The sequence below is a fragment of the Stenotrophomonas sp. RIT309 genome (assembly GCF_000632045.1).
GTDB lineage: Bacteria > Pseudomonadota > Gammaproteobacteria > Xanthomonadales > Xanthomonadaceae > Stenotrophomonas > Stenotrophomonas indicatrix.
In genome coordinates this window covers 21,381-45,316 of record NZ_JFYS01000011.1, presented here as the reverse complement: position 1 = coordinate 45,316, position 23,936 = coordinate 21,381, and the positions used below count along the sequence as shown (strand labels likewise).

21 protein-coding genes are annotated in these 23,936 nt (G+C 66.6%); 13 read left to right on the top strand and 8 right to left on the bottom strand.

What is annotated here, in order from left to right; all coding sequences use genetic code 11:
• Nucleotides 1-13: 13 nt before the first annotated feature.
• The 6 genes from lpxA to BW38_RS13370 all read left to right on the top strand — a co-directional run bounded on the left by lpxA (nucleotide 14) and on the right by BW38_RS13370 (nucleotide 8,535).
• Nucleotides 14-805: an acyl-ACP--UDP-N-acetylglucosamine O-acyltransferase gene (lpxA, locus tag BW38_RS13345; RefSeq protein ID WP_025877677.1), complete on the top strand. Its 792-nt coding sequence runs from the start codon at nucleotides 14-16 to the stop codon at nucleotides 803-805.
• Between the two features lie 53 nt (nucleotides 806-858).
• A complete protein-coding gene (gene lpxB / locus BW38_RS13350) occupies nucleotides 859-2,061 on the top strand; it encodes a lipid-A-disaccharide synthase (RefSeq protein WP_223482669.1) in 1,203 nt (400 codons plus the stop codon).
• Nucleotides 2,058-2,729, top strand: a complete 672-nt coding sequence (locus tag BW38_RS13355) for a ribonuclease HII (RefSeq protein ID WP_032975781.1) — start codon at nucleotides 2,058-2,060, stop codon at nucleotides 2,727-2,729. The genes lpxB and BW38_RS13355 overlap by 4 nt, the downstream gene beginning before the upstream one ends.
• A gap of 215 nt (nucleotides 2,730-2,944) precedes the next feature.
• Nucleotides 2,945-6,523: a DNA polymerase III subunit alpha gene (gene dnaE / locus BW38_RS13360; RefSeq protein WP_032975780.1), complete on the top strand. Its 3,579-nt coding sequence runs from the start codon at nucleotides 2,945-2,947 to the stop codon at nucleotides 6,521-6,523.
• 59 nt (nucleotides 6,524-6,582) lie between these two features.
• Nucleotides 6,583-7,446: a hypothetical protein gene (locus BW38_RS13365; RefSeq protein WP_032975779.1), complete on the top strand. Its 864-nt coding sequence runs from the start codon at nucleotides 6,583-6,585 to the stop codon at nucleotides 7,444-7,446.
• Between the two features lie 129 nt (nucleotides 7,447-7,575).
• Nucleotides 7,576-8,535, top strand: a complete 960-nt coding sequence (locus tag BW38_RS13370; protein WP_025877686.1) for an acetyl-CoA carboxylase carboxyltransferase subunit alpha — start codon at nucleotides 7,576-7,578, stop codon at nucleotides 8,533-8,535.
• 484 nt (nucleotides 8,536-9,019) lie between these two features.
• Here BW38_RS13370 and BW38_RS13375 read toward each other — a convergent pair whose 3' ends face one another.
• On the bottom strand, nucleotides 9,020-9,475 hold the full coding sequence (locus BW38_RS13375; RefSeq protein ID WP_025877688.1) for a CopD family protein: 456 nt from the start codon (nucleotides 9,473-9,475) through the stop codon (nucleotides 9,020-9,022).
• Between the two features lie 148 nt (nucleotides 9,476-9,623).
• On the opposite strand from BW38_RS13375, the gene BW38_RS13380 reads away from it, so the two are divergent.
• On the top strand, nucleotides 9,624-10,220 hold the full coding sequence (locus BW38_RS13380; RefSeq protein ID WP_032975778.1) for a class I SAM-dependent methyltransferase: 597 nt from the start codon (nucleotides 9,624-9,626) through the stop codon (nucleotides 10,218-10,220).
• 86 nt (nucleotides 10,221-10,306) lie between these two features.
• A complete protein-coding gene (phaZ, locus tag BW38_RS13385) occupies nucleotides 10,307-11,614 on the top strand; it encodes a polyhydroxyalkanoate depolymerase (protein ID WP_032975777.1) in 1,308 nt (435 codons plus the stop codon).
• 198 nt (nucleotides 11,615-11,812) lie between these two features.
• Here phaZ and BW38_RS13390 read toward each other — a convergent pair whose 3' ends face one another.
• The 3 genes from BW38_RS13390 to BW38_RS13400 all read right to left on the bottom strand — a co-directional run bounded on the left by BW38_RS13390 (nucleotide 11,813) and on the right by BW38_RS13400 (nucleotide 14,294).
• Nucleotides 11,813-12,802, bottom strand: a complete 990-nt coding sequence (locus BW38_RS13390; protein ID WP_032975776.1) for a sensor domain-containing protein — start codon at nucleotides 12,800-12,802, stop codon at nucleotides 11,813-11,815.
• On the bottom strand, nucleotides 12,799-13,164 hold the full coding sequence (locus tag BW38_RS13395) for a PadR family transcriptional regulator (protein ID WP_032975774.1): 366 nt from the start codon (nucleotides 13,162-13,164) through the stop codon (nucleotides 12,799-12,801). Before BW38_RS13395 ends, BW38_RS13390 begins: the two co-directional genes overlap by 4 nt.
• A 92-nt stretch (nucleotides 13,165-13,256) precedes the next feature.
• A complete protein-coding gene (locus BW38_RS13400; RefSeq protein WP_152543294.1) occupies nucleotides 13,257-14,294 on the bottom strand; it encodes a hypothetical protein in 1,038 nt (345 codons plus the stop codon).
• On the opposite strand from BW38_RS13400, the gene BW38_RS21745 reads away from it, so the two are divergent.
• Both BW38_RS21745 and BW38_RS13405 read left to right on the top strand, forming a co-directional pair.
• Nucleotides 14,280-14,894: a hypothetical protein gene (locus tag BW38_RS21745; protein ID WP_152543293.1), complete on the top strand. Its 615-nt coding sequence runs from the start codon at nucleotides 14,280-14,282 to the stop codon at nucleotides 14,892-14,894. The two genes, BW38_RS13400 and BW38_RS21745, sit on opposite strands and share 15 nt — an antisense overlap.
• Entirely contained in the window at nucleotides 14,867-15,769 is a 903-nt protein-coding gene (locus BW38_RS13405) for a peptidylprolyl isomerase (protein ID WP_032975772.1), read from the top strand. Before BW38_RS21745 ends, BW38_RS13405 begins: the two co-directional genes overlap by 28 nt.
• A 524-nt stretch (nucleotides 15,770-16,293) precedes the next feature.
• Here BW38_RS13405 and BW38_RS13410 read toward each other — a convergent pair.
• Nucleotides 16,294-17,166: a DMT family transporter gene (locus BW38_RS13410; protein WP_025877696.1), complete on the bottom strand. Its 873-nt coding sequence runs from the start codon at nucleotides 17,164-17,166 to the stop codon at nucleotides 16,294-16,296.
• A gap of 116 nt (nucleotides 17,167-17,282) precedes the next feature.
• On the opposite strand from BW38_RS13410, the gene BW38_RS13415 reads away from it, so the two are divergent.
• Both BW38_RS13415 and BW38_RS13420 read left to right on the top strand, forming a co-directional pair.
• Nucleotides 17,283-18,227 (top strand): LysR substrate-binding domain-containing protein, encoded by a 945-nt coding sequence (locus tag BW38_RS13415; RefSeq protein ID WP_025877697.1) that lies wholly within the window; start codon nucleotides 17,283-17,285, stop codon nucleotides 18,225-18,227.
• A 69-nt stretch (nucleotides 18,228-18,296) separates the two neighbouring features.
• The gene (locus BW38_RS13420; RefSeq protein ID WP_025877698.1) at nucleotides 18,297-18,590 is read left to right on the top strand and encodes a hypothetical protein; all 294 of its coding nucleotides are present in this window, start codon (nucleotides 18,297-18,299) and stop codon (nucleotides 18,588-18,590) included.
• Nucleotides 18,591-18,710: 120 nt separating this feature from the next.
• Here the strand turns inward: BW38_RS13420 and BW38_RS13425 are convergent, their stop codons facing one another.
• Together BW38_RS13425 and BW38_RS13430 are read right to left on the bottom strand one after the other, a co-directional pair.
• Nucleotides 18,711-19,520: a DUF4349 domain-containing protein gene (locus tag BW38_RS13425; RefSeq protein WP_032975770.1), complete on the bottom strand. Its 810-nt coding sequence runs from the start codon at nucleotides 19,518-19,520 to the stop codon at nucleotides 18,711-18,713.
• A complete protein-coding gene (locus tag BW38_RS13430; RefSeq protein WP_025877700.1) occupies nucleotides 19,517-19,873 on the bottom strand; it encodes a GFA family protein in 357 nt (118 codons plus the stop codon). The genes BW38_RS13425 and BW38_RS13430 overlap by 4 nt, the downstream gene beginning before the upstream one ends.
• Nucleotides 19,874-19,985: 112 nt before the next feature.
• Here BW38_RS13430 and BW38_RS13435 point away from each other — a divergent pair, with 112 nt between their 5' ends.
• Entirely contained in the window at nucleotides 19,986-21,794 is a 1,809-nt protein-coding gene (locus tag BW38_RS13435; RefSeq protein WP_032975769.1) for a DUF885 domain-containing protein, read from the top strand.
• Nucleotides 21,795-21,915: 121 nt separating this feature from the next.
• On the opposite strand, the gene smrA is transcribed toward BW38_RS13435, so the two are convergent.
• Complete coding sequence (gene smrA, locus BW38_RS13440; RefSeq protein ID WP_032975768.1) at nucleotides 21,916-23,748, bottom strand: multidrug efflux ABC transporter SmrA; 1,833 nt, start codon at nucleotides 23,746-23,748, stop codon at nucleotides 21,916-21,918.
• Between the last annotated feature and the right edge of the window lie 188 nt (nucleotides 23,749-23,936).

The following is a 23,936-nucleotide window of genomic DNA, read 5'->3' as shown; positions in this document are numbered from 1 at the left end:
CTGGAGGTCCGAGATGAGCGACAACGCCCCCCTGATCCACCCCACTGCCGTGATCGATCCGTCGGCGCGCCTGGCCGACGATGTCCGCGTGGGCGCGTTCACGATCATCGGGCCGGATGTCGAGATCGGTGCCGGCACCGAGGTCGGTCCGCACTGCAGCATCCATGGCCCGACCCGGATCGGCCGCGACAACCGTTTCATCGGCCATGTCGCGGTCGGCGGCGAACCGCAGGACAAGAAGTACGGCGGTGAACGCACCGAACTGGTGATCGGCGACCGCAACGTGTTCCGCGAGTTCGTCACCCTCAACCGTGGCACTGGCGGCGGCGGTGGCATCACCACCATCGGCGATGACAACTGGATGCTGGCCTACACGCACGTGGCCCACGATTGCCACGTCGGCAACTTCTGCGTGTTCTCCAACAACACCACGCTGGCCGGGCACGTGACCGTGGGTGACTACGTGATCATCAGCGGCTTCGCCGGTGCGCACCAGTTCTGCCGCATCGGTGCACATGCCTTCCTCGGCATGGGCGCGCTGACCAATGGCGACGTGCCCCCGTTCACCATGGTCGGCACCGACTCGCTGGGCCGCCCGCGCGGCATCAACAGCGAGGGCCTGAAGCGTCGCGGCTTCGATCCCGAGCGCATCACCGCCATCAAGCGTGCCTACCGCACGCTGTACGTGGCGGGCCTGCCGCTGGCCGAAGCCAAGGCACAGCTGGCCGAGCAGGCGCGCGACAGTGACGACGTCAAGTCGATGCTGGACTTCATCGAGCACACCGAGAGGCACCTGCTGCGATGAGCAGCGCGACCGGCCAGGCGCCGGCCGGCGCCGAGGTGATTTCGCTGGCCTCGATGGCCGGTAGCGTGCCTGCACACCGGGTGCTCAGCGAGCGCCCGTTGCGGATCGCCCTGGTCGCCGGTGAAGCCTCCGGCGACCTGCTCGGCGCAGGCCTGGTGCGCGAACTGAAGGCCCGCTTCCCGCATGCCGAATTCGCAGGCATCGGCGGCGATGCCATGCGCAGCGCCGGCTGCCAGACCTGGCACGATGCCAGCGAACTGGCGGTAATGGGCCTGACCGAAGTCCTGCGCCATCTGCCGCGGCTGCTCAAGCTGCGTTCGGCCTTCCGCCAGCGTGCGCTGGAGTGGCAACCGGATGTGTTCATCGGCATCGACGCTCCGGACTTCAATCTGGGCATCGAACGCTGGCTGAAACAGCGTGGCGTGCGCACCGTGCACTACGTCAGCCCCTCGGTGTGGGCATGGCGCGAGAAGCGTGCCGAGAAGATCGGCAGCAGCGCCGACCTGGTGCTGTGCCTGTTCCCGATGGAACCGCCGATCTACGCCAAGCACGGCATCGACGCGCGCTTCGTCGGCCATCCGATGGCCGATGACATCCCGCTGCACGTCGACCGGGAAGCGGCCCGGATCGAGCTCGGCCTGCCCGCCTCGGCCAAGGTGCTGGCCGTGCTTCCCGGCAGCCGCCTGGGCGAGATATCCAAGCTCGGCGAAGCCTTCTTCGAGGCCGCCTGGCAGGTATCCGAGCGCATTCCCGGCCTGCACGTGGTGGTGCCGGCGGCCAACGCGGCCTGCCGGCGCCTGATCGAAGAGCAGCTGTCACGCTCGGCGCTGCCGGTGGCCTATTCGCATGTACTGGACGGCCAGGCACGCAACGCGATGATCGCCGCCGACGTGGTGGTGCTGGCCTCCGGTACCGCCACCCTGGAGGCGATGCTGGTGAAGCGTCCGATGGTGGTCGGCTACCGGGTCAACGAACTGACGTACCGCCTGGTGAAGGCGCTGGGGTTGATCAAGGTCGACCGCTTCGCCCTGCCCAACATCCTGGCCGGCCAGGACCTGGCGCCAGAGCTGATGCAGCACGACTGCACGCCGGAAAAACTGGCCGCCGCCATCCAGCAGTGGTTCGACCATCCGCAGCGGATCGCCGACCTGCAGGGCACCTACGCGCGCCTGCATGAACGACTGCGCCGCAATGCATCGGCGCGCGCAGCCGATGCCGTTGGCGAGCTGCTGGTGCGCGGCCAGGAAAAGGCATGAGCCGCCGCCACGCCGCAGCCGCCAGCCTGGCCTTGTTCGATGGTGCCGCGGTGATCGACCCCGGCCACCGCATCGCCGGTGTCGACGAAGCCGGACGCGGACCGCTGGCCGGCCCCGTCGCGGTGGCAGCAGTGGTGTTCGATCCACAGCGGCCACGACTGAACGGCCTGGATGATTCCAAGCAGCTGACCGCAGCCCGCCGCGAGCAGCTGCATGACCGCATCCTCGACCGCGCCCTGGCCTGGCACGTGGTGCTGGTGGACGTGGAAGCCATCGATCGCCTGAACATCTATCAAGCCACCCTGCAGGGCATGCGCGATGTGGTCGCGGCGGTAGCCCACGTGGCCGGCTTCGCCCGCATCGACGGCAACGTGGTACCCAAGGGGCTGGTGCTGCCGGCGCAGGCGCTGGTCGGCGGCGATGGCATCGACCGCGCGATCATGGCGGCCTCGATCCTGGCCAAGGTCTCGCGCGACCGCTACATGCTGGACCTGCACGCACGCCACCCGCAGTACGGCTTCGACCAGCACAAGGGCTACGGCACCCCGGCGCATCTGGCCGCCCTGCGTGAACACGGCCCGTGCGCGGAGCACCGGCGCAGCTTCGCCCCGGTGCGCGAGTGCCTGGAGGCGCCGCCGGCTGGGGCGGCCGCCATCGCGATCGCCTGAACGTTCGCCGGGCATGGCCCGGCGCTACCACGGCAACATGAACGCCCCCGGTAGCACCGTGCCATGCCCGGCGGCATTGGCGATATCGCGCACCGTCAAGTCCTTGTCGCAACCCCCTGCCCTCGCTACCCTGACCGGGCACTCCAGCGCTTCCCGACCCCGGCGACGATTCCCGCGTCTGCACCCGGGGCCTGCGCGCTCCAACCTGGTCCGGCATGTCCAACTCCCGCTTCGTACATCTCCACGTCCACACCGAGTTCTCGCTGGCGGACTCCACCATCCGCGTGCCGGCCAAGCCGGACCAGGCTGACCCGAAGAAGGCCAAGCAGGCCAACCTGCTATCGCGCTCGGTCGAACTCGGCCTGCCTGCGCTGGCGGTGACCGACCTCAACAACCTGTTCGCCCTGGTCAAGTTCTACAAGGCCGCCGAAGGCGTGGGCATCAAGCCCATCGCCGGCGCCGACGTGATGATCGCCGAAGAAGGCCAGGACCCGTGGCGGATGACCCTGCTGTGCCGCGACCGCGAGGGCTACCTGAGCCTGTCGCGTCTGCTGACCCGGGCATGGATGGAAGGCCATCGCCCCGAGGGCGGCGTGGCGGTGCACCCGGACTGGCTGAAGGCCGGCAACGCCAACCTGTTCGCCCTGGCCGGCCGTGAGAGTCTGGCCGGGCGCCTGGCCCTGGATGGCAAGCACGATCTGGCCGAGCAGCAGCTGGCCGACTGGCAGCGCGTGTTCGGCGACGGCCTGCACCTGGAGCTGACCCGCACCGGCCGCGATGGCGAAGAGAGCTTCAACCAGTTCGCGCTGATGGCCGCCGGCCAACGTGGCCTGCCGGTGATCGCCAGCAACGACGTACGCTTCCTGTCGCCGTCCGATTTCAGCGCGCACGAAGCCCGCGTGTGCATCTCCACCGGCCGCGTACTGGATGACCCCAAGCGCCCGCGCGAGTACAGCGACCAGCAGTACCTGAAGTCGGCCGAAGAGATGTGCGCGCTGTTCGCCGACATCCCCGATGCGATCGACAACACGCTGGCGCTGGCCGAGCGCTGCAACATCGAGATGCGCCTGGGCACCTACTTCCTGCCCGACTATCCGGTGCCCGACGAGGAGACGCTGGACAGCTGGATCCGCAGCGAGTCGCGCAAGGGCCTGGCCGCACGCCTGGAAAAGAATCCCATCGCGCCCGGCATGACCGCGCAGGATTACAGCGACCGCCTCGAGTTCGAGCTGGACACCATCATCAAGATGGGCTTCCCCGGCTACTTCCTGATCGTGGCCGACTTCATCCAGTGGGGCAAGGCGCAGGGCATTCCGATCGGCCCGGGCCGTGGTTCGGGTGCGGGTTCGCTGGTGGCGTGGGCACTGCAGATCACCGATCTGGACCCGCTGCCGTACAACCTGCTGTTCGAGCGCTTCCTCAACCCCGAACGCGTGTCGATGCCCGACTTCGACATCGACTTCTGCATGGACCGCCGCGACGAGGTCATCGACTACGTTGCGCGCAAATATGGCCGCGAGCGGGTCAGCCAGATCATCACCTACGGCACCATGGCGGCCAAGGCGGTGGTGCGCGACTCCGGCCGCGTGCTCGGCTTCCCCTACGGCCTGGTCGACGGCGTCGCCAAGCTGATCCCGAACATCCTCGGCATCTCGCTGAAGGATGCGATGGGTGAGGGCAAGGACAGCGAGATGGCTTCGCCCGAGCTGATCCAGCGCTACCAGAGCGAAGACGACGTCCGCGACCTGATCGACCTGGCGCGGCAGCTGGAGGACCTGACCCGCAACGCCGGCAAGCACGCCGGTGGCGTGGTGATCGCGCCCGAGCCGTTGAGCGAGTTCTGCCCGCTGTTCGCCGAACACGATGAAGACGGCCGCGGCAAGAATCCGGTCACCCAGTTCGACAAGAACGACGTTGAAGAAGTCGGCCTGGTGAAGTTCGACTTCCTCGGCCTGCGCACGCTGACGATCATCGACTGGGCGGTGAAGGCGATCAACAAGCGCCACGAGCGCGCCGGCATTCCGCCGGTGGACATCACCCAGCTGCCGCTGGACGATGCGCCCACCTACAAGGACATCTTCGCCTCGGGCAATACCGGCGCGGTGTTCCAGTTCGAATCCTCGGGCATGCGCCGCCTGCTGAAGGACGCCAAGCCCGACCGTTTCGAAGACCTGATCGCGCTGGTGTCGCTGTACCGACCCGGCCCGATGGACCTGATTCCCTCCTTCGTCGACCGCAAGCACGGGCGCGAAGACGTGGAGTATCCCGATCCGCGCACCGAGCGCATCCTGCGCGACACCTACGGCATCATGGTGTACCAGGAGCAGGTGATGCAGATGGCGCAGATCGTCGGCGGCTACTCGCTGGGCGGCGCCGACCTGCTGCGCCGTGCGATGGGCAAGAAGGTGCCGGCGGAAATGGCCAAGCACCGCGAGATCTTCCGCGAAGGTGCGGCCAAGGACGGCGTCGGCGAAGCCAAGGCCGATGCGATCTTCGACCTGATGGAGAAGTTCGCCGGCTACGGCTTCAACAAGTCGCACGCCGCCGCCTACGCGCTGGTGAGTTACCAGACGGCCTGGCTCAAGCGCCATTACCCGGCCGAGTTCATGGCCGCGACGCTGTCTTCGGACATGGACAACACCGAAAAGGTGGTCGGCTTCCTGGACGAAGTACGCAACCTCGGCCTGACCGTGCTGCCGCCGAAGGTGAACCAGTCCGCCTTCATGTTTGAAGCGTCCACGCCGGACACGATCCAATACGGCCTGGGGGCGATCAAGGGCGTCGGCCAGGGTGCCTGCGAAGCGGTGGTGGACGAACGCCTTCGCGGCGGCGACTACACCGATCTGCTCGATTTCTGCACCCGCATCGGTTCGGCCAAGCTCAACCGGCGCACGCTGGAAGCAATGATCAACTGCGGTGCGCTGGATGAGTTGGGCCACAACCGTGCCTCGCTGATGCTGCAGCTGCCGGAAGTGATCAAGGCCACTGAACAGATGGCGCGCGAGCGTGCGTCCGGCCAGAACTCGCTGTTCGGCGGCCCCGAGCCGGGCGTGCAGGCCATCCACCTGGAGCTGCAGGAAACCGACGAATGGCCGTTGCTGCAGCGCCTCAACGGCGAGCGCGACACGCTGGGCTTCTACCTCAGTGGCCACCCGTTCGACCCGTGGCGCGATGACGTGCGCGATCTGGTCGGTACCGACCTCGGCTCGGTGGAAAAGATCTGGAGCGCCAACAGCAACAGTGGTGGCGGCGAGAAGCGCTGGCGTCCGGAAGTGCAGACCGTGCTTGCCGGCCAGGTGGTTGGCGTGCGCCGCAAGGGCGAGAGCCAGATCTTCATCCAGCTGGAAGATGGCCGTGGCCGCGTCGAATGCAGCGCGTTCTCCGATGCCATGGCCGAGTTCGGCCACCTGATGACCAAGGACCGTATCCTGGTGGTCAAGGGCGGCCTGCGCGAAGACGAATTCAATGGCGGCTTCGCACTGCGCATCCGCCAGTGCTGGGACTTCGACGAGGTCTGTGCGAACTACGCCACGCGCCTGTCGCTGCGGTTGGACCTGCGCCATCAGCGACCGGTATGGGAGCGCATCGACGCCCTGCTCGACCGCCATCGCCCCGGCCGCACGCCCCTGCGCCTGGACCTGCTGCTGAAGGGCCCCGATGGCGGCATCGCCGGCATGCTCGATGTTTCCGGGCAGAGCGCGGTGCGCGTCGATTCCAAGCTGATGGAGGCGCTGCGCGCCGAACCGGCCGTGCGCACGCTGAAGGTGCGCTACAGCCCGCCATGGGCCAGCTGAGGCTGGCCCCGGATCTGTTGCTGTTTTCCCACTGCATACGTCAAGGACGATTGCCCGTAATGAAGAACCTGCTGTTGCCGATGATGGCCGCGCTCGCGCTGGCCGGCTGTTCCTCCAAGGTCGATTTCGAGATCGACAACCCGACCGATGCGCCGCTGGCGATCAGCATCGATGGCAAGGACCTGCCGGTGGCCGCGCACGCGTCGCGACCGATCAGCCTGGCTGCCGGTGAGCATCACCTGCATACCGACCGCCTGGGCGATGTGCGCTTCATCGTCTACGCCGACGGCCGCGGCGGCCTGATCAATCCCAGCCTCAGCGAGTACGTGACGGCGCGCGAGATCTATGTGACCGGCGAGGACAAGCTGAAGAACTTCGGCGTCAGCGGCCTGGGCATCGAGCTGGGCGGTGTCGAGTTCAAGGGACCGTTCGAAAAGCACCACGGCCTGTTCATCGACAAGACCTGGAACTTCGGCGTGCGCGAGCCGTTCCCCGAGGAGCAGGTGGTTGCGCACGTGGACTCGACCGGCGGCCGGATCAGCACCAAGATCTTCACCGCGCCCGAGTTCATCACCTACATCGAGGCCAGCATGGGCGAACCCGGTGCCTACAAGCGCGAGCAGCCCGCCGGCTACGTGGCCCCGGCCTACACGCTGGAACCGGCGCCGGCGCTGCCCGCGCTGGACCCGGCCTTCGAGGCCCATGCCGGTCCGGTGCGCGACATCTATGCCCGCTGGCTGAAGGCCACCACGGCCAGCGAGCAGAAGGCCCTGCGCAAGGAAGACTTCCAGGCGCAGATGGCCTTCACCCAGGCCACCATGACGCTGGGCGCGAAGCTGCCGGCGGCAGCCAACCAGGCCTACAACGACTTCGTGACGATCCGAAGTACCGAAATGGCCCGCAGCGCGCTGGTCCTGCCCTGAACCGGCGGCCGGCGGACCGACTGGCGCCGCCGGCCCCCACTGCGCTACCGTCGGCTTCCAGACGAAGGCGTACGGGCCGTTCCTGCGCATTCGGCTAGAATTCCCCTCTTCTTTACACGACGGCTTCCGATGAATCCGAACTACCTCGACTTCGAGCAACCCATCGCCGACCTGGAAGCCAAGATCCAGGAACTGCGCAACGCCAGTGCCGGGCCGGCGGTCAATGTCGAGGCCGAAGTGCATGCGCTGCAGGACAAGCTGCGCGTGCGCACCGCACAGATCTTCCGCAACCTGACCTCGTGGCAGGTGCTGCAGCTGGCCCGCCATCCGTCGCGCCCGTACACCGCCGACTACATCCGCATCATCTGCGATGAGTTCCAGGAACTGGCCGGCGACCGTGCCTTCGCCGACGACAAGGCGATCATGGGCGGCCTGGCCCGCATCAATGGCCGCTCGGTGATGGTCATCGGCCACCAGAAGGGCCGCGACACCAAGGAAAAGATCAAGCGCAACTTCGGCATGCCCAAGCCCGAGGGCTACCGCAAGGCGCTGCGCCTGATGAAGATGGCCGAGCGTTTCGGCCTGCCGGTGCTGACCCTGATCGACACCGCCGGCGCCTGGCCGGGCATCGATGCCGAGTCGCGCGGCCAGTCCGAAGCGATCGCGCGCAACCTGATCGAAATGGCCGAACTGAAGGTGCCGATCATCTGCACCGTGATCGGTGAAGGCGGCTCGGGCGGCGCACTGGCGCTGGGCGTGGGCGACCGTACCGTGATGCTGGAATACGCGGTGTACTCGACCATCACCCCGGAAGGCTGTGCTTCGATCCTGTGGAAGGATGCCGGCAAGGCCAAGGATGCTGCCGAGCAGCTGGGCCTGACCGCGCCGCGCCTGAAGGGCCTGGGCCTGGTCGACAAGGTCGTGCGCGAGCCGACCGGCGGCGCCCATCGCAACCCGACGCAGATGGCCAAGCGACTGAAGGCCGTGCTGCTGAACGAGCTGGACGCGCTGGATGCGCTGTCCACCGAAGAGCTGCTGGACCAGCGCTACAAGCGCCTGCGCAGCTACGGTACTTACGAAGCGGCCTGAGCCTGTGCTCGAGGCGTTACTTTTCTTTTCGCGAAAAGAAAAGTAACCAAAAGAAACGCTCCGCCAGCCGCGAGCCGGTGTGCTCTGCACACCGGTTCCCTGCGCTCCTCAGTCCGACAAGGGACGGCGCGGAACTCGCTACGCTCAAACATCCGCGCCTCTACGCCCTTGCCGGACCTCCGGTGCTCGGCTCGCTTGAAGGCGGATTGGGAAAGCAGAGCGAAAAGCATCCACGCATGGCGTGGATCTACTGGGTGCAGGTGTGGCGTTTGACGTTGGGTCCGCCTTTTAGCGAGCCGAGCATCGCAGGGGAATCAGGGGCGTAGAGGCGCCGATGTCTGAGCGCAGCGAGTTCGGCGCCGTCCCCTGATTCACCGAGAAGCACAGGGCACCGGTGCGTAGCACCGGCTCGCGACCTGGCGGCGTGTTCTTTGGTTACTTTCTTGCACGAGCAAGAAAGTGACATGTTCGAGAGCTCCAGATCTCAGAACGGCTTGGCCAGCACCAGCCAGACGATCGGGATGAAGGCCAGCAGCGGAATCTCGTTGATCCAGCGCAGCGCGCGCGACGACGGCAGCGCCCTGCCCTTGGCCACGCCCTTCAGCAGCCGCCCGATCCAGATGAAGTACGCTAGCAGCACCACCACCAGGCCCAGCTTGGCGTGCAGCCATCCCGCGCCACCCGGGGCGACCATGGTCGGGAAATCCGGAATCACCTTGTAGCCCAGCCACAGCACCAGGCCGAGCACGAACGCCAGGCCGAACATCGAATGGCCGAAGCGGTACAAGCGCATGCCCATCAGCTGCAGGCGCTCAACCACCGCCGGCTGCCCCGCCGTCTCGGACAGGTTCACCAGGATGCGCGGCAGGTAGAACACCGTGGCCATCCATGCCACCACGAACACGATGTGGAAGGTCTTGACCCAGTAGTAGCTCTGCATGCGCTCGCTCCGGCGGCTGGCGTGGATGTCCGCCATTCTCGCATGTGCTGACGAGGCCACCTCACGTGCAACCGCCGCGACACATCGACGCATGGTGTGCTGCAACGCCGTACGATAGGCGCCGATTTCACGACTGCACCCGAACGCCATGGACAAGACCTACGACGCCGCCTACTTCCAGCGCTGGTACCGGCACGCCGACATCGGCGGCAGCGCGCGCCTGGCGCGCAAGGTCGCCCTCGCCGTGGCGACGGCCGAGTACTACCTGGAACGACCGATCCGCAGCGTGCTGGATATCGGCTGCGGCGAAGGTGCGTGGCGCGCACCGCTGCTGAAACTGCGTCCGAAGGTCGAATACCTCGGTTTCGACAGCAGCGAGTACGCTGTGCGCCGCTACGGTCGCACCCGCAACCTGCACCTGGCCAGCTTTGGCGATTTCGCCTGGCTGCGGCCCTGCGCCCCGGTCGACCTGCTGGTCTGTTCGGACGTGATGCACTACGTGCCCAACCGCGAACTTCGCGCAGGCTTGGCCGGTGTCGCCGAGCTGACCGCAGGCGTGGCGTTCTTGGAGACCTTCGCCGCCGAAGATGAATTCGAGGGCGACCATGACGGCTTCCAGTCGCGCCCGGCCCGCTGGTACCGGCGCGAGCTGACGCGCCAAGGCCTGCAGGCAGTCGGGTCCCACCTCTGGCTGGGGCCAGCACTGGCCACCGAAGCCACTGCGCTGGAACAGGCGGCCCGCTGAATACGGGCAGTGCGTCTGTTTAACGTCCGGGACGGTCGGATGCGCTATGCTGCGCGGCAACATAAGACCATACATATTCGGTCGGCATGCTCTATCAACTGCACGAACTGACCCGCAACCTGCTCGCCCCCTGGGTGCACCAGGCCCAGGCCAACGCCAAGTTCTTCGCCAACCAGGGACACTGGTGGTCGCAGATGCCCGGCGCTGATCGCTTGGCGGCGGTCAATGAGCTGTTCCATCGCATCGGCAAGGATTACGAGAAGCCCGAATGGGGCATCAACGAAATCGAGGTCGAGGGCGAGCGCGTGCCGATCGTGGTGCACGAGGAACTCAGCAAGCCGTTCTGCAATCTGCTGCGCTTCAAGCGCCACAGCAATGAAGCCGACCAGCTGCACACCATGCTCAACCAGCCGTTCGTGCTGGTGGTGGCGCCGTTGTCGGGCCATCACGCCACGCTGCTGCGCGACACCGTGCGCACGCTGCTGCGCGACCACCGCGTGTACGTGACCGACTGGGTCGACGCGCGCATGGTGCCCGGCAGCGAAGGCGAATTCGGGCTGGACGACTACATCGCCTACATCCAGGAGTTCATCCGCCATCTTGGCGTGGAGCGCCTGCACGTGGTGAGTGTCTGCCAGCCGACCGTACCGGTGCTGGCCGCGGTTTCATTGATGGCCAGCCGCGGCGAACCGACGCCGCGCACGCTGGTGATGATGGGTGGCCCGATCGACGCGCGCTGCAGCCCGACCGCGGTCAACAACCTGGCCACGCAGAACCCGTTGTCGTGGTTCGAGAACAACGTCATCCACACCGTACCGGCCAGCTATCCCGGTGTCGGCCGCCGCGTGTATCCCGGTTTCCTGCAGCACGCCGGCTTCCTGTCGATGAATCCCAGCCGCCACTTCAGCTCGCACTGGGATTTCTACACCGACCTGGTGAAGGGCGACCTGGAGGATGCCGACGCGCACCGTCGCTTCTACGACGAGTACAACGCGGTGCTGGACATGCCGGCCAAGTACTACCTGGACACCATCTCCGTGGTGTTCCAGGACTTCCTGCTGCCGCGTGGCGAGTGGGTGGTCAACGGCGAAAAGGTCGACCCGTCGGCAATCCGCGATACCGCGCTGCTGAGCATCGAAGGCGAGCTGGACGATATCGCCGGCCTCGGCCAGACCGAAGCGGCGCAGGCGCTGTGCAGCGGTATACCGGCCGAACGCCGTGAACACTTCATCGTGGATGGTGCAGGCCATTACGGCATCTTCAGCGGCCGCCGCTGGCGCGAAGTGGTGTACCCGAAGGTGCGTGACTTCTTCGCCGCGCATGCCGAAGCCCCGGCAGCGAAGGCCACGAAGAAGAAGAGCAACGTCACCCCGCTGCGCCGCAAGGCGGGGTAGCACGCCCCTGGTGGATGCCAACCTTGGTTGGCGCTTCTGGTAGATGCCAACCTTGGTTGGCGCTTTCGGTAGATGCCAACCTTGGTTGGCGCTCTTTCAAGCGTACTGACACCTGATGGTTCGTGCCAACCAAGGTTGGCACCTACCATGGCGAAGTGCCGACCGAGGTCGGCACCCACCAGAGAACAGATCGCTGCCTTACAAGCGCACCAGCAGGTTCTTGGCCAGCATGCCGTGCAGCTTGCCGATGCCGCGTGCCAGGTGCATCGTCAGCAGCAGCAGCAACACACCCACCGCTGCTACCACGATCGCCACCAGCGGCGAGGCTGCCATCGGCAGCACGTTCACGTCGTTGATGTAGATGCCGGGGATGTCGCCGCTGAAGATCGCCGCCACCGGTGCCCAGATCAAGCCCAGCGACAGCGACAGCAAGGTCACCGCGATGGTGAAGTAGATGATGCCCAGCGGCAGCATCAGCACGAAGTACAGCAGGGTCAGCCAGGTGCGGCCATCGGTGAACATGTCGCCGATACGCTGCAGCCAGCTGCGGCTGCGGTCGGTGTACTGCGGCCGGCGCGGCATGCGCTCGCCCAGCAGCGCTTCCACCAGCCGCCCTTCCAGCAACGCCAGTCCACGCACCGAGCCGAAGAACAGCACCGTCAGCGGGACGCCGATGATCAGGATCAGCAGGCCCAGCGACAGCGACAGGCCGGTGACCACCCAGGTGAAGAAGAAGATGCCGGTGGCCAGCGACAACAGCATGTAGAACAGCGCGCCGTAGGTGTGCGGGTCCGTCACTACGCCGAAGAAACGCGCCAGCAGCGAGCGGTGCACGGGCGCTGCGGGCGGTGCCGCCGGTGCAGCACCGCTGGCCTCGGCCGCCGCACGCAGCACCGGGGCCGTGTCAGCCCGCGGCGTGCGCAGCGCGCGGTTCACCGTGAGCTCGGTTTCGCGATAGATCTCCGCCACCTCGTCCGGTGCACCGTAGCTGCCGGCGACATCGGCGATGACCTCGGCTTCGCTGCGGCCGGGTTGCGCCGCCAGTTCAGAGCGCAGGTATTCCTCGGCGTCGTACAGGGCGTCCTGCACCATCGCCGGATCGGCACCGTCCAGCGCGGCACGCAGCTGCGCCAGGTACTGCGGGATGGTGCTGGGCAGACGGTTGCCTGCCAGGTCCAGGTCGTTCATTGCGGTACCCCCTCCAACACGGAATCGACGGAATCACGGGTGTCGCGCCAGGCCTGGCGCCATTGCTGCAGCACCTCCCGGCCACGCGCGTTGATGCGGTAGTAGCGGCGCGGCGGCCCGCTGCTGGACGGCTCCACATGGCTCTCCAGCAGGCCGGCGCCCTCCAGGTTGCGCAGCACCGGGTACAGCGCGCTCTGCTTGCCACTGAGCACGCCCTCGCCCACCCGTTCCAGCTCCTTGGCGATCAGGTAGCCGTACAGCGGCTCACCGGCGCGGGCCAGCACTGCGAGCAGGGCCAGCGACACGGTGCCGGCGCTGAGCTCCTTCTGGAACTTCTTCAGGTGGACATCGTCCTCGGACATGACCGGCCCTCCACTACGTTGAAGTCCACAGTAGTGCGAAGTTCGGTATAGCGAATGTGTCGTTAGTCATCCTGCCTTGCGGAAAGGGGCCTTCAGGCATGATGGACGGCCGCCCGCACTTGGGCCGCAACGTTCTGCGGCAAAGCGTGCCTGCCCTCTTCAAGCCGGCTGAGCAGGGCCTGCCGGCGGGCGGCCCCGAGCGGCGAGTACTGCCCGCTCACCCGAAGCCAGCCATGCACGAGCCGCAGGTGCCAGGCACGTTCATCCTCGCGCTGCGGTACCGCATCCAGCAGCAGGTCGAGGTGTTGCCACAAGGGCAGCCGGGTCAGCTGCCCGAGCAGGCCAGCCTGTGCCACCGGCGAAGGACCGTCGTGGCAGAAGGCGAGCAGGCGCCGCGGGTCCAGCTCTGCCGCCCATAGCACGGTGGCGCTGGCCAGCAACGCATTCACGGTCCGCCCCGGCTTTTCCAGTGCCTCGCGCAGCAATGCCAGACGGGCACCGCCCTCGGCCCGCACCCAGCCGCGCAGGCAGTTGCGCTGATGGCGCGCCGATACCTGGGGCAACAAGGCGCGCAATGCAGGCATATCCTCTGCCTCGGCGTGATCGGCCAGCGCTTCCAATGCTTCGCGCCATCGCGCGCGTCGACGGTGCTTGAGCTCGTCTCGCCACAACGCGATGGCCGGCGTGGCCTGCCGCTGCTGGAGCAGCCACATCGCCAACCGGCGCACGCCTCTCGAACGGTCGAATGCCGCGGTTTCGATGTGCGCATCCAAGCCGGCCACCTCGCGCTCGACCAGCGCACGCAACGCGGCACTACGTACCCCGCTCGCAGGCGCGGACAATGCCAGCGCGCACTTCGCCTCGACATCCGCAGGCTCACCGTGGTGCAGAAGATCGGCAAGTGCCAGGTGCGAGATGTGCGGATCACTGTCCAGAATCGCGCGCACGCGCAATGCTGCCCGATCCGGATGACTGTGCAGGGCGACGGCGTAGGCCATCAGCCGGGTGCGTGCGTCGGGATGGCCCAGCAGTCCTTCAAGCACTATGCGGCTGGAGGGCGATGACAACCAGGCGAACAGGGTGCCCTCGAGCCACGCCCGATCAACGCGCTGGGAATGGCGCAGGCGCACGGCGACCGGCCAAGCCGCCAGTACGTGCTGCACCGCGCACTGCCCGAGCAGGGACATCACGCAATCCTGCGCCGCCGCACGCACTTCAGCCACCCAGTCATTGCAGCGGAGCAAGGCACAGGACAACGTCAAATGGCTGGGCACCGAGCGCATCATCTGCAACGCGGCCTCACGCGTGCGGCCATTGCCATCCGAGCCCGCAAGGAACAGTGCCGCCGTCTGCACAGTAACCGGCGCCGCTGCACAGGCTTTCAGGCAGGCGAGCAGGCCATCATCGTTGGCAGCCCACCAACTGCGCCGACGCTCATCAAGATCGAACAGCCCACGTGGCGACAACGTCTGCAACCAATGCACACGATTCCCCCCTTCATCGACGAACGCCTTCAGGATCTGGTCGATTCTGGCGCTCAGTGCGGCTTCGGGGGCCTCCGGATGCGGTATCAACATCATCTGCTTCCATTAAGGAGAATGACCATCGTGCCGCACGTACATGGACACGGCCAGCACGCGACCGTGGCGCAGGCACGCACTCTCGCGCAGAATCGAGACCTCGTTCATGTTCCGGGGATCCCATGCCGCACCGTCGACGCCTTGCCCTGACCGCCCTTGCCCTGGCCTGCCTGCTGCCCGCAATGGCCAGCGCAGCCACGCCCTACCGCAGCCCGCAGCAGATCCTCGATGCCTCCGCGGCCAGCGACTGGCGCACGCCGGACCCGGCCAACCTGCTGTACATGGACCTGCCAGCCGGGCGGGTGATCATCGAGCTGGCGCCGCAGTTTGCCCCGCGCCATGTCGCCAACATCCAGACCTTCGCCCACGAGCACTTCTGGGACGGCACCAGCATCTACCGCTCACAGGACAACTTCGTGGTGCAGTTCGGCGATGCCGACGCCGACGATGCCGCCAAGGCCAAGCCGTTCGGCAGCGCCCAGCGCAAGCTGCCGGCCGAATTCGAGCGTGCCAACAGCGGTTTGAAGGTGAGCGTGCTGCCCGACCGTGATGGCTGGGCAGCGCAGACCGGCTTCGTCGACGGCTTCCCGGTCGGCCAGGACCCGCAGGCCGGCCAGGCCTGGCTGGCGCACTGCTACGGCATGCTGGGTGCGGGCCGCAGCAACGAGGAAGACAGCAGCATCGGTGCCGAACTGTATGTGGTGACCGGCCAGTCGCCGCGCCAGCTGGACCGCAACATCACCCTGGTCGGCCGCGTGCTGAAGGGCATGGAACTGCTCAGTGCGATCCAGCGTGGACCGGCACCGATGGGTTTCTACACCGACCCGAAGCTGCGCACACCGATCGTGTCGATCCGCCGCGTCAGCGACGTACCCGCGGCCGAGCGCACGCCGATCCAGGTGCTGCGCACGGATTCAAAGACCTTCGCCGATACGGTCGAAGCGCGGCGCAACCGCGTGGATGATTTCTACAAGCGCCCGGCCGGGCATATCGACCTGTGCAATATTCCGGTGCCGGTACGGTGATGCTTTCCTCGCGTGACGTGTGCTGAAGGTGCTTCACCGTTCATGGGCGTCACTTTTCTTTTCGCGCGAAAAGAAAAGTAACCAAAAGAAACGCGCCGCCGGTCGCGAGCCGCCGTGCTGCGCACGTCGGTCCCCTGCGATGCTCGGCTCGCTCAAGGCGGACCCAGATCAAAGGCCGCAGCTGCACCCAGTAGATCCACGCCATGCGTGGATGCTCTTGCTGTTGGTCTTGACCTTCCAGTCCGCCTTGAGCGAGCCGAGCACCGCAGGTCCGGCGAGGGCGAAGAGGCGCCGATGTCCTGTAGAGCCGACTGTTAGTCGGCTGACTTCTGCGCGCCGCCCCTCGACGGGCCGAGGAGCGCAGGGCACCGGTGCGCAGCACCGGCTCGCGACCTGGCGGCGTGTTTCTTTGGTTACTTTCTTTGCACGAGCAAAGAAAGTGACGCCTCCCCGCAGGCGCGGGAAAAGGCTGCCGGGCAGCGCCCGGCACTACCAGTGTGTCGGACGACGCTGCGTCGGCGCCCTCAGCCCTTCTGACTCACCGCCACGCTACCGAGAATCAGCGCACCCGCAATCAGCATCTGCAGCGTCACCGGCTCGCCCAGGAACAACCAGGCGAACGCAGCACCGAACAACGGAACAAGGTAGGTCACCGTTGACGCACGCGACGGGCCGATGCGGCCGATCAGGCGATAGAACATCAGGAAGGCGAATCCGGTGCAGACCACGCCCAGCGCGATCGCCGCGCCCCAGGCCTTGCCTGGGATCGGACCCTGCGGCAGATGAGTGAGCGCCATCGGCAACAACCACAATGAGGCGCACGACAACGTGGCAGCGGCGGCAGCAGCCGAAGGCAGACCGGTCATGTGCCGCTTCACCAGGTTCACGCCCAAGCCGTACAGCAGCGAGGCGGCGGCACCGGCAAGTACGGCCGTGCCGATGCTCAGCCCCGAGATCTTGGCCGTGGCCAGCACCACCACGCCGGCAAACCCCACCAGCAGCGCGCCGGCGCGGCGTACACCTATCTTCTCGCCGAAGAACAGGAAGGCGATCAGTGCGGCAAACAGCACCGTCATCGCATTGCAGATCGCACCGATGGCCGCCGGCGCACGCTCTGCGGCGTACGCGAACAGCACGAACGGCAACGCCGAATTGACCAGGCCGATCGGCGCCAACCACAACCAGCGGCGCGGTGGGAACTGCGCGCGTGCGCGCCACAGGAACGGCAGCAACACCAGTGCGCCCAGCACCAGCCGCACCTCGACCAGGGCGAACGGCCCGAATGAAGGCACCGCCACCCGCATGAACAGGAACGAGCAGCCCCAGATCGCGCCGAGCAGGGTCAATTCCAGCGGTGTGCGCCAATCACGCTCGGTCGCTTGGGGTATCGCATTCATGTGCTCTGTCCGTTCGTCATCGAGGCGCTGTTCCGGCCACACAGGATCAGCCGCAGACGCCCGCTGCACAAGCGCGTAGTATCGCTGCCAGCCACAAATATGGTTTGAGGCTGGACATGCTGCTACGCCCTTCCCTGCTTCCCGCCCTGGCCGTTTTCGCGGTCGCTGCGCGCCATCAGAACTTCGCCCAGGCCGCGCAGGAACTGCATCTGACCGCCAGCGCGGTCAGCCACCATGTGCGGCGCCTGGAAGAGGTGCTGGCCACGCGCCTGTTCCTGCGCCATGCACGCGGGGTACGCCTGACCGCCGAAGGCCGGCAGTTGGCCGACGCCGCCAGCGCGGCGTTCACCGATGTCGCTGCCGTCGCCCACCATCTGCAGCCGGACGCGGACAGCGTGCCGCTGCGGATCGCGACGCTGCGCTCGCTGTCGTACTGCTGGCTGCTGCCACGGCTACCGCGTTTCACCCAGGCCCATCCACACATCCGCATCGAGCTGCACACCGGCAGTGGCCTGGACCGTTACGACGAGAACGGCCCGGAGGTCGGCATCCGCTACGGACTGGGCCAATGGCCCGGACTGCATGCGCAGCACCTGATGGACGACAACCTGTTTCCCGTCGCGTCCCCGGCGCTGCCGGGAGTCGAAGCACTGCAGGACCCGGCACGTATCGCCGAGCTGCCGCTGCTGAGCGATCTGTCACCACAAGGCTGGCGCGATTGGTTCCGCCATGCCGGCGTGCGTCCGCCGTCACCGCTGCCGGCAATGCACACCTTTGCCGACAGTACCGATGCGATGCGCGCGGCGGTGTACGGCATGGGCGCGGTGCTGGCGCGCACCCACGTCGCCCAGCCGTACCTGCAGCGCTATGAGCTGGTACGCCTGCCTGGCCCTGCACTGAAGGCACGCTATGCCTATTACGTGGTGCATGCCGAAGGGCGACCGCCCAGCCCCGCCGCACGGCTGTTCATCGACTGGCTGCTGGGCCAGGCAGCGGATGAGCGCACGCCGGTGCCGGCGTTGCCGGACAGCCTGCTGGGCCGCCCGAGCACACCCGGCTGACTGCGCCCTCACCCGATCTTTGCCCAGCGCTGGCTAGGCTGCAGGCGAACCCCACAACGTGCTTCCGCCATGGCCCTGCTGCGACTGAGAATTACCGGAACCGAAGATGATGCCCGCGCGATCAGCGACCTGCTGCTCGGCCTGGAAGGCATCGAACACGTCGAAGAGACCGACGACCTGATGCCGCACATGGACGACGATGACTCCAGCTCGGCCGGGCTGTCCGACGACATCGGCCCGGGTACCCACGAACTGGAAGTGGAAGTAGGCAACGAGAGCACCGCGCAGAAAGTGCGCGATGCGGTGCAGGAACTGGCACTGGAACTGGATGTGTTCGTCGAATACGAGACCGACGAAGGCTGAGCGTCCGCCGGGCATGGCCCGGCGCTACCCGATGCTCAAGGCACGTCGGTAACGCCGGGCCATGCGCCGTCTGTTCCGGTAGCGCCGGGCCATGCCCGGCGAATACGCGGCGCGGTTCGATCAGGGCTTGCGGCGTCGGCGACGGATCAGCGCACGGACGATCCAGGCCATCACCAGCGCCACCACGCCCACCGGCAGCAAAGCGGCCGCGGCACGGATCAGGAATGCCACGCTGGTGCTGAGAATGCTGCCCGACTCGCTCAGTGCTTCGCCGATCTCGCTGCGGCTGCGCTGGCCGGACGTCGTGTCGAAGTGCAGGGTCACCAGCTGGGTATCGATGCGCCTGCGCTGCTGGGCGGCATCCTTGGTGGCCTGTTCCACCCCCGCCTCGATCTCCGACAGGCGCGTAGTGATCGCCATCAGATCCTCGATCTTCAGATCGCCGCGGTCCTGGTAGGACAGCAGCCGCGCGTGCTCCTTCTCCAGCCGAGCCTTGGTCAGCGCGGTGTCGGCCACCTGCTGGGCCAGGTCCTCGGCACGCGTGTTGCGCGCCTGCAGCTTGCCGCCCTCGCCGGCCAGGCCGATCAGCGATTCCACGCCCTTCGGCGCGATGCGTACCTTGACTTCGCCACTGGGCCGTTCGCCACTGCGCTGATCCACCTGCAGCACCGCGCACTCACCGAACTTCGCGTTCTGGCACGCCTGCGCGACCTGCTGGATGCGCGGGGCGATCTGCGCTGCTTCCAGCTGCACCTGCACATCGTGCTCGTAGGCCAGGAAAGCGCCTTCCGGCGAAGCGACAGCGGCATCGGCATCGGCAGCGACTGCGCCGGCCTCCTGCGCTCGCTCACCGTTCTTGGCACAGGCCGCCAGCGCCAGCAGCAATGCCGGCACGATAACCACGCGCGTCCACACGCGAGGCGCCGTCATCGCGAGGCTCCGTCGAACGCGGTGATCGACAGCCCACCCAGCTCGACCTGTGGCAGGCAGCGCACGTTGATCGCCACCATCGGCAGGCCGCTGCGCGGATCCACCGCCTCGCTGTACGGCGCGGTGCCGCACTCGCGGCAGTGATGGTGATCGATGTTATGGGTGTTGAACTGGTAGGTCGCCACGTCGGCGATATCGGTGCCCAGCTGGAACGCCTCGCGCGGGGCGAACCAGAGCAGGCTGCCGCGGCGGCGGCACATCGAGCAGTTGCAGTCGATGACGTCCTTGATGGGGGCGTCGGCCTGCACGGTGAATGCGATCCTGCCGCAATGGCAGCTTCCCTGGTATTCCATGTCCCGCGCTCCGCTGGAGAGTCCTTGTATGCACCCATGGTAATCCTATGGCACGGGGACAAAGCAGCCCCGGGGGCCTATGCTCGAGGATTGACCCCGTACAGGAATGCCGATGCGCCCGCATCTTCTTGCCCTCGCCCTCGCCGCCGCCCTCGCCGGTTGCCAGCCGGCCGATGCCCCGACCAACGGTTCCACCCCGGCCGCCAGCCAGCAGGCCGGAGATGCGGCGGTCGACGCCGCCTTCGCCGACCTGTCCAAGCGTGCCCTGGATACCTGGATGCAGCTGTCCCCGGTCAGCGCCACCCAGATCGGCGACCACCGCTATGACAGCGAGATCGACGACCTGAGCGCGGCCGGCCAGCAGAAGACCGTGGACGCCTACAAGGGCCTGCTGGGCGAGCTGGACAAGATCGAGGTGGCCAAGCTGGGCCGCGAAAACCAGGTGGATGCAGCGATCCTGCGCAACCAGCTGCAGTCGGAAATCTGGAATGCCGAGGTCATGCAGTCCGGCAAGTGGGATCCGCAGCTGTACAACGGCGTTGCCGGCAGCGCGATCTACGGCCTGATGGCACGCGAGTTCGCGCCGCTGCCCGAGCGCCTGAAGGCCGCCACCGCGCGCATGGAGAAACTGCCGGCGATCTTCGCCCAGGCTCGCGAAAACCTGGATCCGGCGCGCGTGCCGAAGATCCATGCCGAGACCGTGGCCAAGCAGAACAAGGGCATCCTCAGCATCGTCGATACCTTCATCACCCCGCACATCGGCGAGCTGCCGCAGGCCGACCAGCAGCGCCTGCAGGCCGCCATCGACGGCCTGAAGAAGGCCGTGGACGAACAGCAGACCTGGCTGGACAAGACCCTGGTGCCGAACGCCAAGGGTGACTTCCGCATCGGTGCGGAAAAGTACGACCAGAAGCTCAAGTTCGCGCTGAATTCCTCGCTGTCGCGGCAGGAGATCGGTGAGCGTGCACGCGCCGAACTCAAGCGCGTGCGCGAGGACATGTACGGCATCGCGCAGACCGTGCTGAAGGACAAGCCGGGCGCACCGGAAATGCCGGCGCAGCCGACCGACGAACAGCAGCAGAAGGGGATCGAGGCCGCGCTGGAGCTGGCCTACGCTGACAAGCCGGCGCGCGACAAGGTGGTCGACGACGCCAAGGCCGCACTGGAGCAGTCCACTGCGTTCGTCCGCGAGCACGACCTGATGACCCTGCCCGACGCGCCGGTGGACATCATCCTGATGCCGGAATTCCAGCGTGGCGTGGCCGTGGCCTATTGCGATTCGCCGGGCCCGCTGGACAAGAACCTGAAGACCTTCTACGCGGTTTCGCCGATTCCGGACGACTGGAACGACAAGCAGGTCGATTCGTTCCTGCGCGAATACAACTCGCGCATGATCCACCTGCTGAGCATCCACGAGGGCACCCCGGGCCACTATCTGGAAGGCTGGCATTCGGCCAAGTTCCCCTCCACCCTGCGCGCGGTGCTGCGCTCGGGCCTGTTCGCCGAAGGCTGGGCGGTCTACACCGAGCGCATGATGCAGGAGCAGGGGTATCTCAACAACGACCCGCTGTTCCACCTGGTGCAGCTGAAGTTCTACCTGCGCACGATTTCCAACGCGATCCTCGACCAGGGTGTGCACGTGGACAACTGGGATCGCGAAAAGGCGATGCACCTGATGACCCACGACGCCTTCCAGCAGGAAAGCGAAGCCTCGGGCAAGTGGGTGCGCGCGCAGCTGACCTCGGCTCAGCTGCCGACCTACTTCGTCGGTGCGCAGGAACACTTCGACACCCGCAAGGCGATGCAGGACAAGCTGGGTGACAAGTTCAAGCTGAAGGCCTACCACGACCAGATGCTGTCCTACGGCGCACCGCCGGTGCGCTTCGCACGCCAGCTGATGCTGGACCAGCCGATCGAGTGAGGGATCGGGTGTGAGTTGAATGAAAACGGCCCGGGGAAACCCGGGCCGTTTCTTTATCCGTGTGGCACAGCATCCACGCATGGCGTGGATCTACTGTTGCGCATCCACCGTGCGGCGTTGGTCATTGCTCCGCAGCTACAAAACCACCGGTCTGCCGTGCCCACAAGCGCGCGTACAGTCCACCGGCCTCGATCAGCTCGGCATGGCTACCGGTCTCGACGATCCGGCCCTGGTCCATCACCACCAGCCGGTCCATGCGCGCGATGGTCGACAGACGATGGGCGATCGCGATCACCGTCTTGCCGCCCATCAGCTCGTCCAGGTTGTCCTGGATGGCCGCTTCCACTTCCGAGTCCAGTGCCGAGGTCGCCTCGTCCAGCACCAGGATCGGGGCGTCCTTCAGCAGCACACGGGCAATGGCGATGCGCTGGCGCTGGCCACCGGACAGCTTCACCCCGCGCTCGCCGACATGCGCGTCGTAGCCACGACGCCCTTCCCCGTCGACCAGCGTGTCGATGAAGGCCTCCGCGCGCGCCTTGGCCACGGCCGCGTGCAGCTGCGCGTCGGTCGCATCGGGACGGCCGTACAGCAGGTTGTCGCGGATCGAACGGTGCAGCAGCGAGGTGTCCTGGGTGACCACGCCGATCTGCTGGCGCAGGCTTTCCTGGGTGACGTAGGCGATGTTCTGATCATCGATCAGGATGCGCCCGCTTTCCAGGTCGTACAGCCGCAGCAGTACGTTCACCAGCGTCGACTTGCCGGCACCGGAGGGGCCGACCAGGCCGATCTTCTCGCCCGGCTTCACCACCAGGTCCAGGCCGGCGATCACGCCGCCCTTCTTGCCGTAATGGAAATGGACATCCTGGAAGTGCACACCGCCACGAGTCACCTGCAGCGGCACCGCATCCTCGCGGTCCTGCACGGTCAGCGGCTGGGCGATGGTGGTGATGCCATCCTGCACGGTACCGATGTCTTCGAAGATGCCGTTGATGGTCCACATGATCCAGCCGGACATGTTGTGGATGCGGATCACCAGGCCGGTTGCCAGGGTGATCGCGCCGACGGTGATGTGTCCGCCGTTCCACAGCCACAGTGCCAGGCCACAGGTGCCGGCGATGAGGAAACCATTGACGATGGCGATGGTCAGGTCCATGCCGGTGGTGATCCGGGTCTGCGCGCGGTGCTTGACCGCCAGCTCCTGGATCGAATCGGCGACATAGGCCTGCTCGCGGCCGCCGTGGGCGAACAGCTTCAGCGTGGGAATGTTGGTGTAGCCATCGACGATGCGTCCCATCGCCTTGGAGCGCGCCTCCGAGGCGATCCAGGCCCGTTCCTTCGCGCGCGGCACGAAGTAGATCATGATCACCACGTAGGCCAGCAGCCACAGGATCAGCGGCACCATCAACCGCCAGTCGGCCTGCGCGAACAGGTACAGCGCGGTGCCGGTATAGACCACGATGTACCACAGCGAATCGACCATCTGCACCGCCGACTCGCGCAGCGAGGTACCGGTCTGCATCACCCGGTTGGCCATGCTGCCGGCGAAGTCGTTCTGGAAGAAGCTCAGGCTCTGCCGCACCACGTAGTTGTGCATCAGCCAGCGCGATCGATTGCTCAGCCCCGGCACGATGGCCTGGTTGACCAGCAGGTTGTGCAGGCCGACCAGGATCGGGCGCGCGATGACGGTGATGAACAGCATCCAGCCGAGCGTATCGGCATGGCGCTGGAAGAAGTCCGCGCCGGGCTGCTCGGCAACCATGTCGACGATGCGACCGAGGAAATCGAACATCGCCACTTCCACCAGCGCCAGCAGCAGGCCAGCGACCAGGGTGGCCAGCAGCACCGGCCACACCGGCCGCAGGTAGTGCAGGTAGAACGGCACCACGGTGCGCGGCGGCATGCGCCCGTCAATGGGCGGAAACACCGGAATCAGGGATTCAAACCAACGGAACATCGCATTCCCTCGCCATCGATAGCCGGCGGAGTATCCCACGCCGCGTGTGTACGCCGGCCGACGATCACCACCGGTTCCGGGTGGCGCCGGGCCATGCCCGGCGGATCGCCTGCAACCGCGCTACGCGCTCGCCTGACGTGGTCCGGCGCTACCCGTCCGCTCGGCCAAACGGTAGCGCCGCGCCTGGC

Bases quoted from the DNA above. Each gene is read 5' to 3' on its own strand.
- lpxA (WP_025877677.1), top strand. From the start codon at position 14: ATGAGCGACAACGCCCCCCTGATCCACCCCACTGCCGTGATCGATCCG.
- lpxB (WP_223482669.1), top strand. From the start codon at position 859: ATGGCCGGTAGCGTGCCTGCACACCGGGTGCTCAGCGAGCGCCCGTTG.
- BW38_RS13355 (WP_032975781.1), top strand. From the start codon at position 2,058: ATGAGCCGCCGCCACGCCGCAGCCGCCAGCCTGGCCTTGTTCGATGGT.
- dnaE (WP_032975780.1), top strand. From the start codon at position 2,945: ATGTCCAACTCCCGCTTCGTACATCTCCACGTCCACACCGAGTTCTCG.
- BW38_RS13365 (WP_032975779.1), top strand. From the start codon at position 6,583: ATGAAGAACCTGCTGTTGCCGATGATGGCCGCGCTCGCGCTGGCCGGC.
- BW38_RS13370 (WP_025877686.1), top strand. From the start codon at position 7,576: ATGAATCCGAACTACCTCGACTTCGAGCAACCCATCGCCGACCTGGAA.
- BW38_RS13375 (WP_025877688.1), bottom strand. From the start codon at position 9,475: ATGCAGAGCTACTACTGGGTCAAGACCTTCCACATCGTGTTCGTGGTG.
- BW38_RS13380 (WP_032975778.1), top strand. From the start codon at position 9,624: ATGGACAAGACCTACGACGCCGCCTACTTCCAGCGCTGGTACCGGCAC.
- phaZ (WP_032975777.1), top strand. From the start codon at position 10,307: ATGCTCTATCAACTGCACGAACTGACCCGCAACCTGCTCGCCCCCTGG.
- BW38_RS13390 (WP_032975776.1), bottom strand. From the start codon at position 12,802: ATGAACGACCTGGACCTGGCAGGCAACCGTCTGCCCAGCACCATCCCG.
- BW38_RS13395 (WP_032975774.1), bottom strand. From the start codon at position 13,164: ATGTCCGAGGACGATGTCCACCTGAAGAAGTTCCAGAAGGAGCTCAGC.
- BW38_RS21745 (WP_152543293.1), top strand. From the start codon at position 14,280: ATGGCGCAGGCGCACGGCGACCGGCCAAGCCGCCAGTACGTGCTGCAC.
- BW38_RS13405 (WP_032975772.1), top strand. From the start codon at position 14,867: ATGCCGCACCGTCGACGCCTTGCCCTGACCGCCCTTGCCCTGGCCTGC.
- BW38_RS13410 (WP_025877696.1), bottom strand. From the start codon at position 17,166: ATGAATGCGATACCCCAAGCGACCGAGCGTGATTGGCGCACACCGCTG.
- BW38_RS13415 (WP_025877697.1), top strand. From the start codon at position 17,283: ATGCTGCTACGCCCTTCCCTGCTTCCCGCCCTGGCCGTTTTCGCGGTC.
- BW38_RS13420 (WP_025877698.1), top strand. From the start codon at position 18,297: ATGGCCCTGCTGCGACTGAGAATTACCGGAACCGAAGATGATGCCCGC.
- BW38_RS13425 (WP_032975770.1), bottom strand. From the start codon at position 19,520: ATGACGGCGCCTCGCGTGTGGACGCGCGTGGTTATCGTGCCGGCATTG.
- BW38_RS13430 (WP_025877700.1), bottom strand. From the start codon at position 19,873: ATGGAATACCAGGGAAGCTGCCATTGCGGCAGGATCGCATTCACCGTG.
- BW38_RS13435 (WP_032975769.1), top strand. From the start codon at position 19,986: ATGCGCCCGCATCTTCTTGCCCTCGCCCTCGCCGCCGCCCTCGCCGGT.
- smrA (WP_032975768.1), bottom strand. From the start codon at position 23,748: ATGTTCCGTTGGTTTGAATCCCTGATTCCGGTGTTTCCGCCCATTGAC.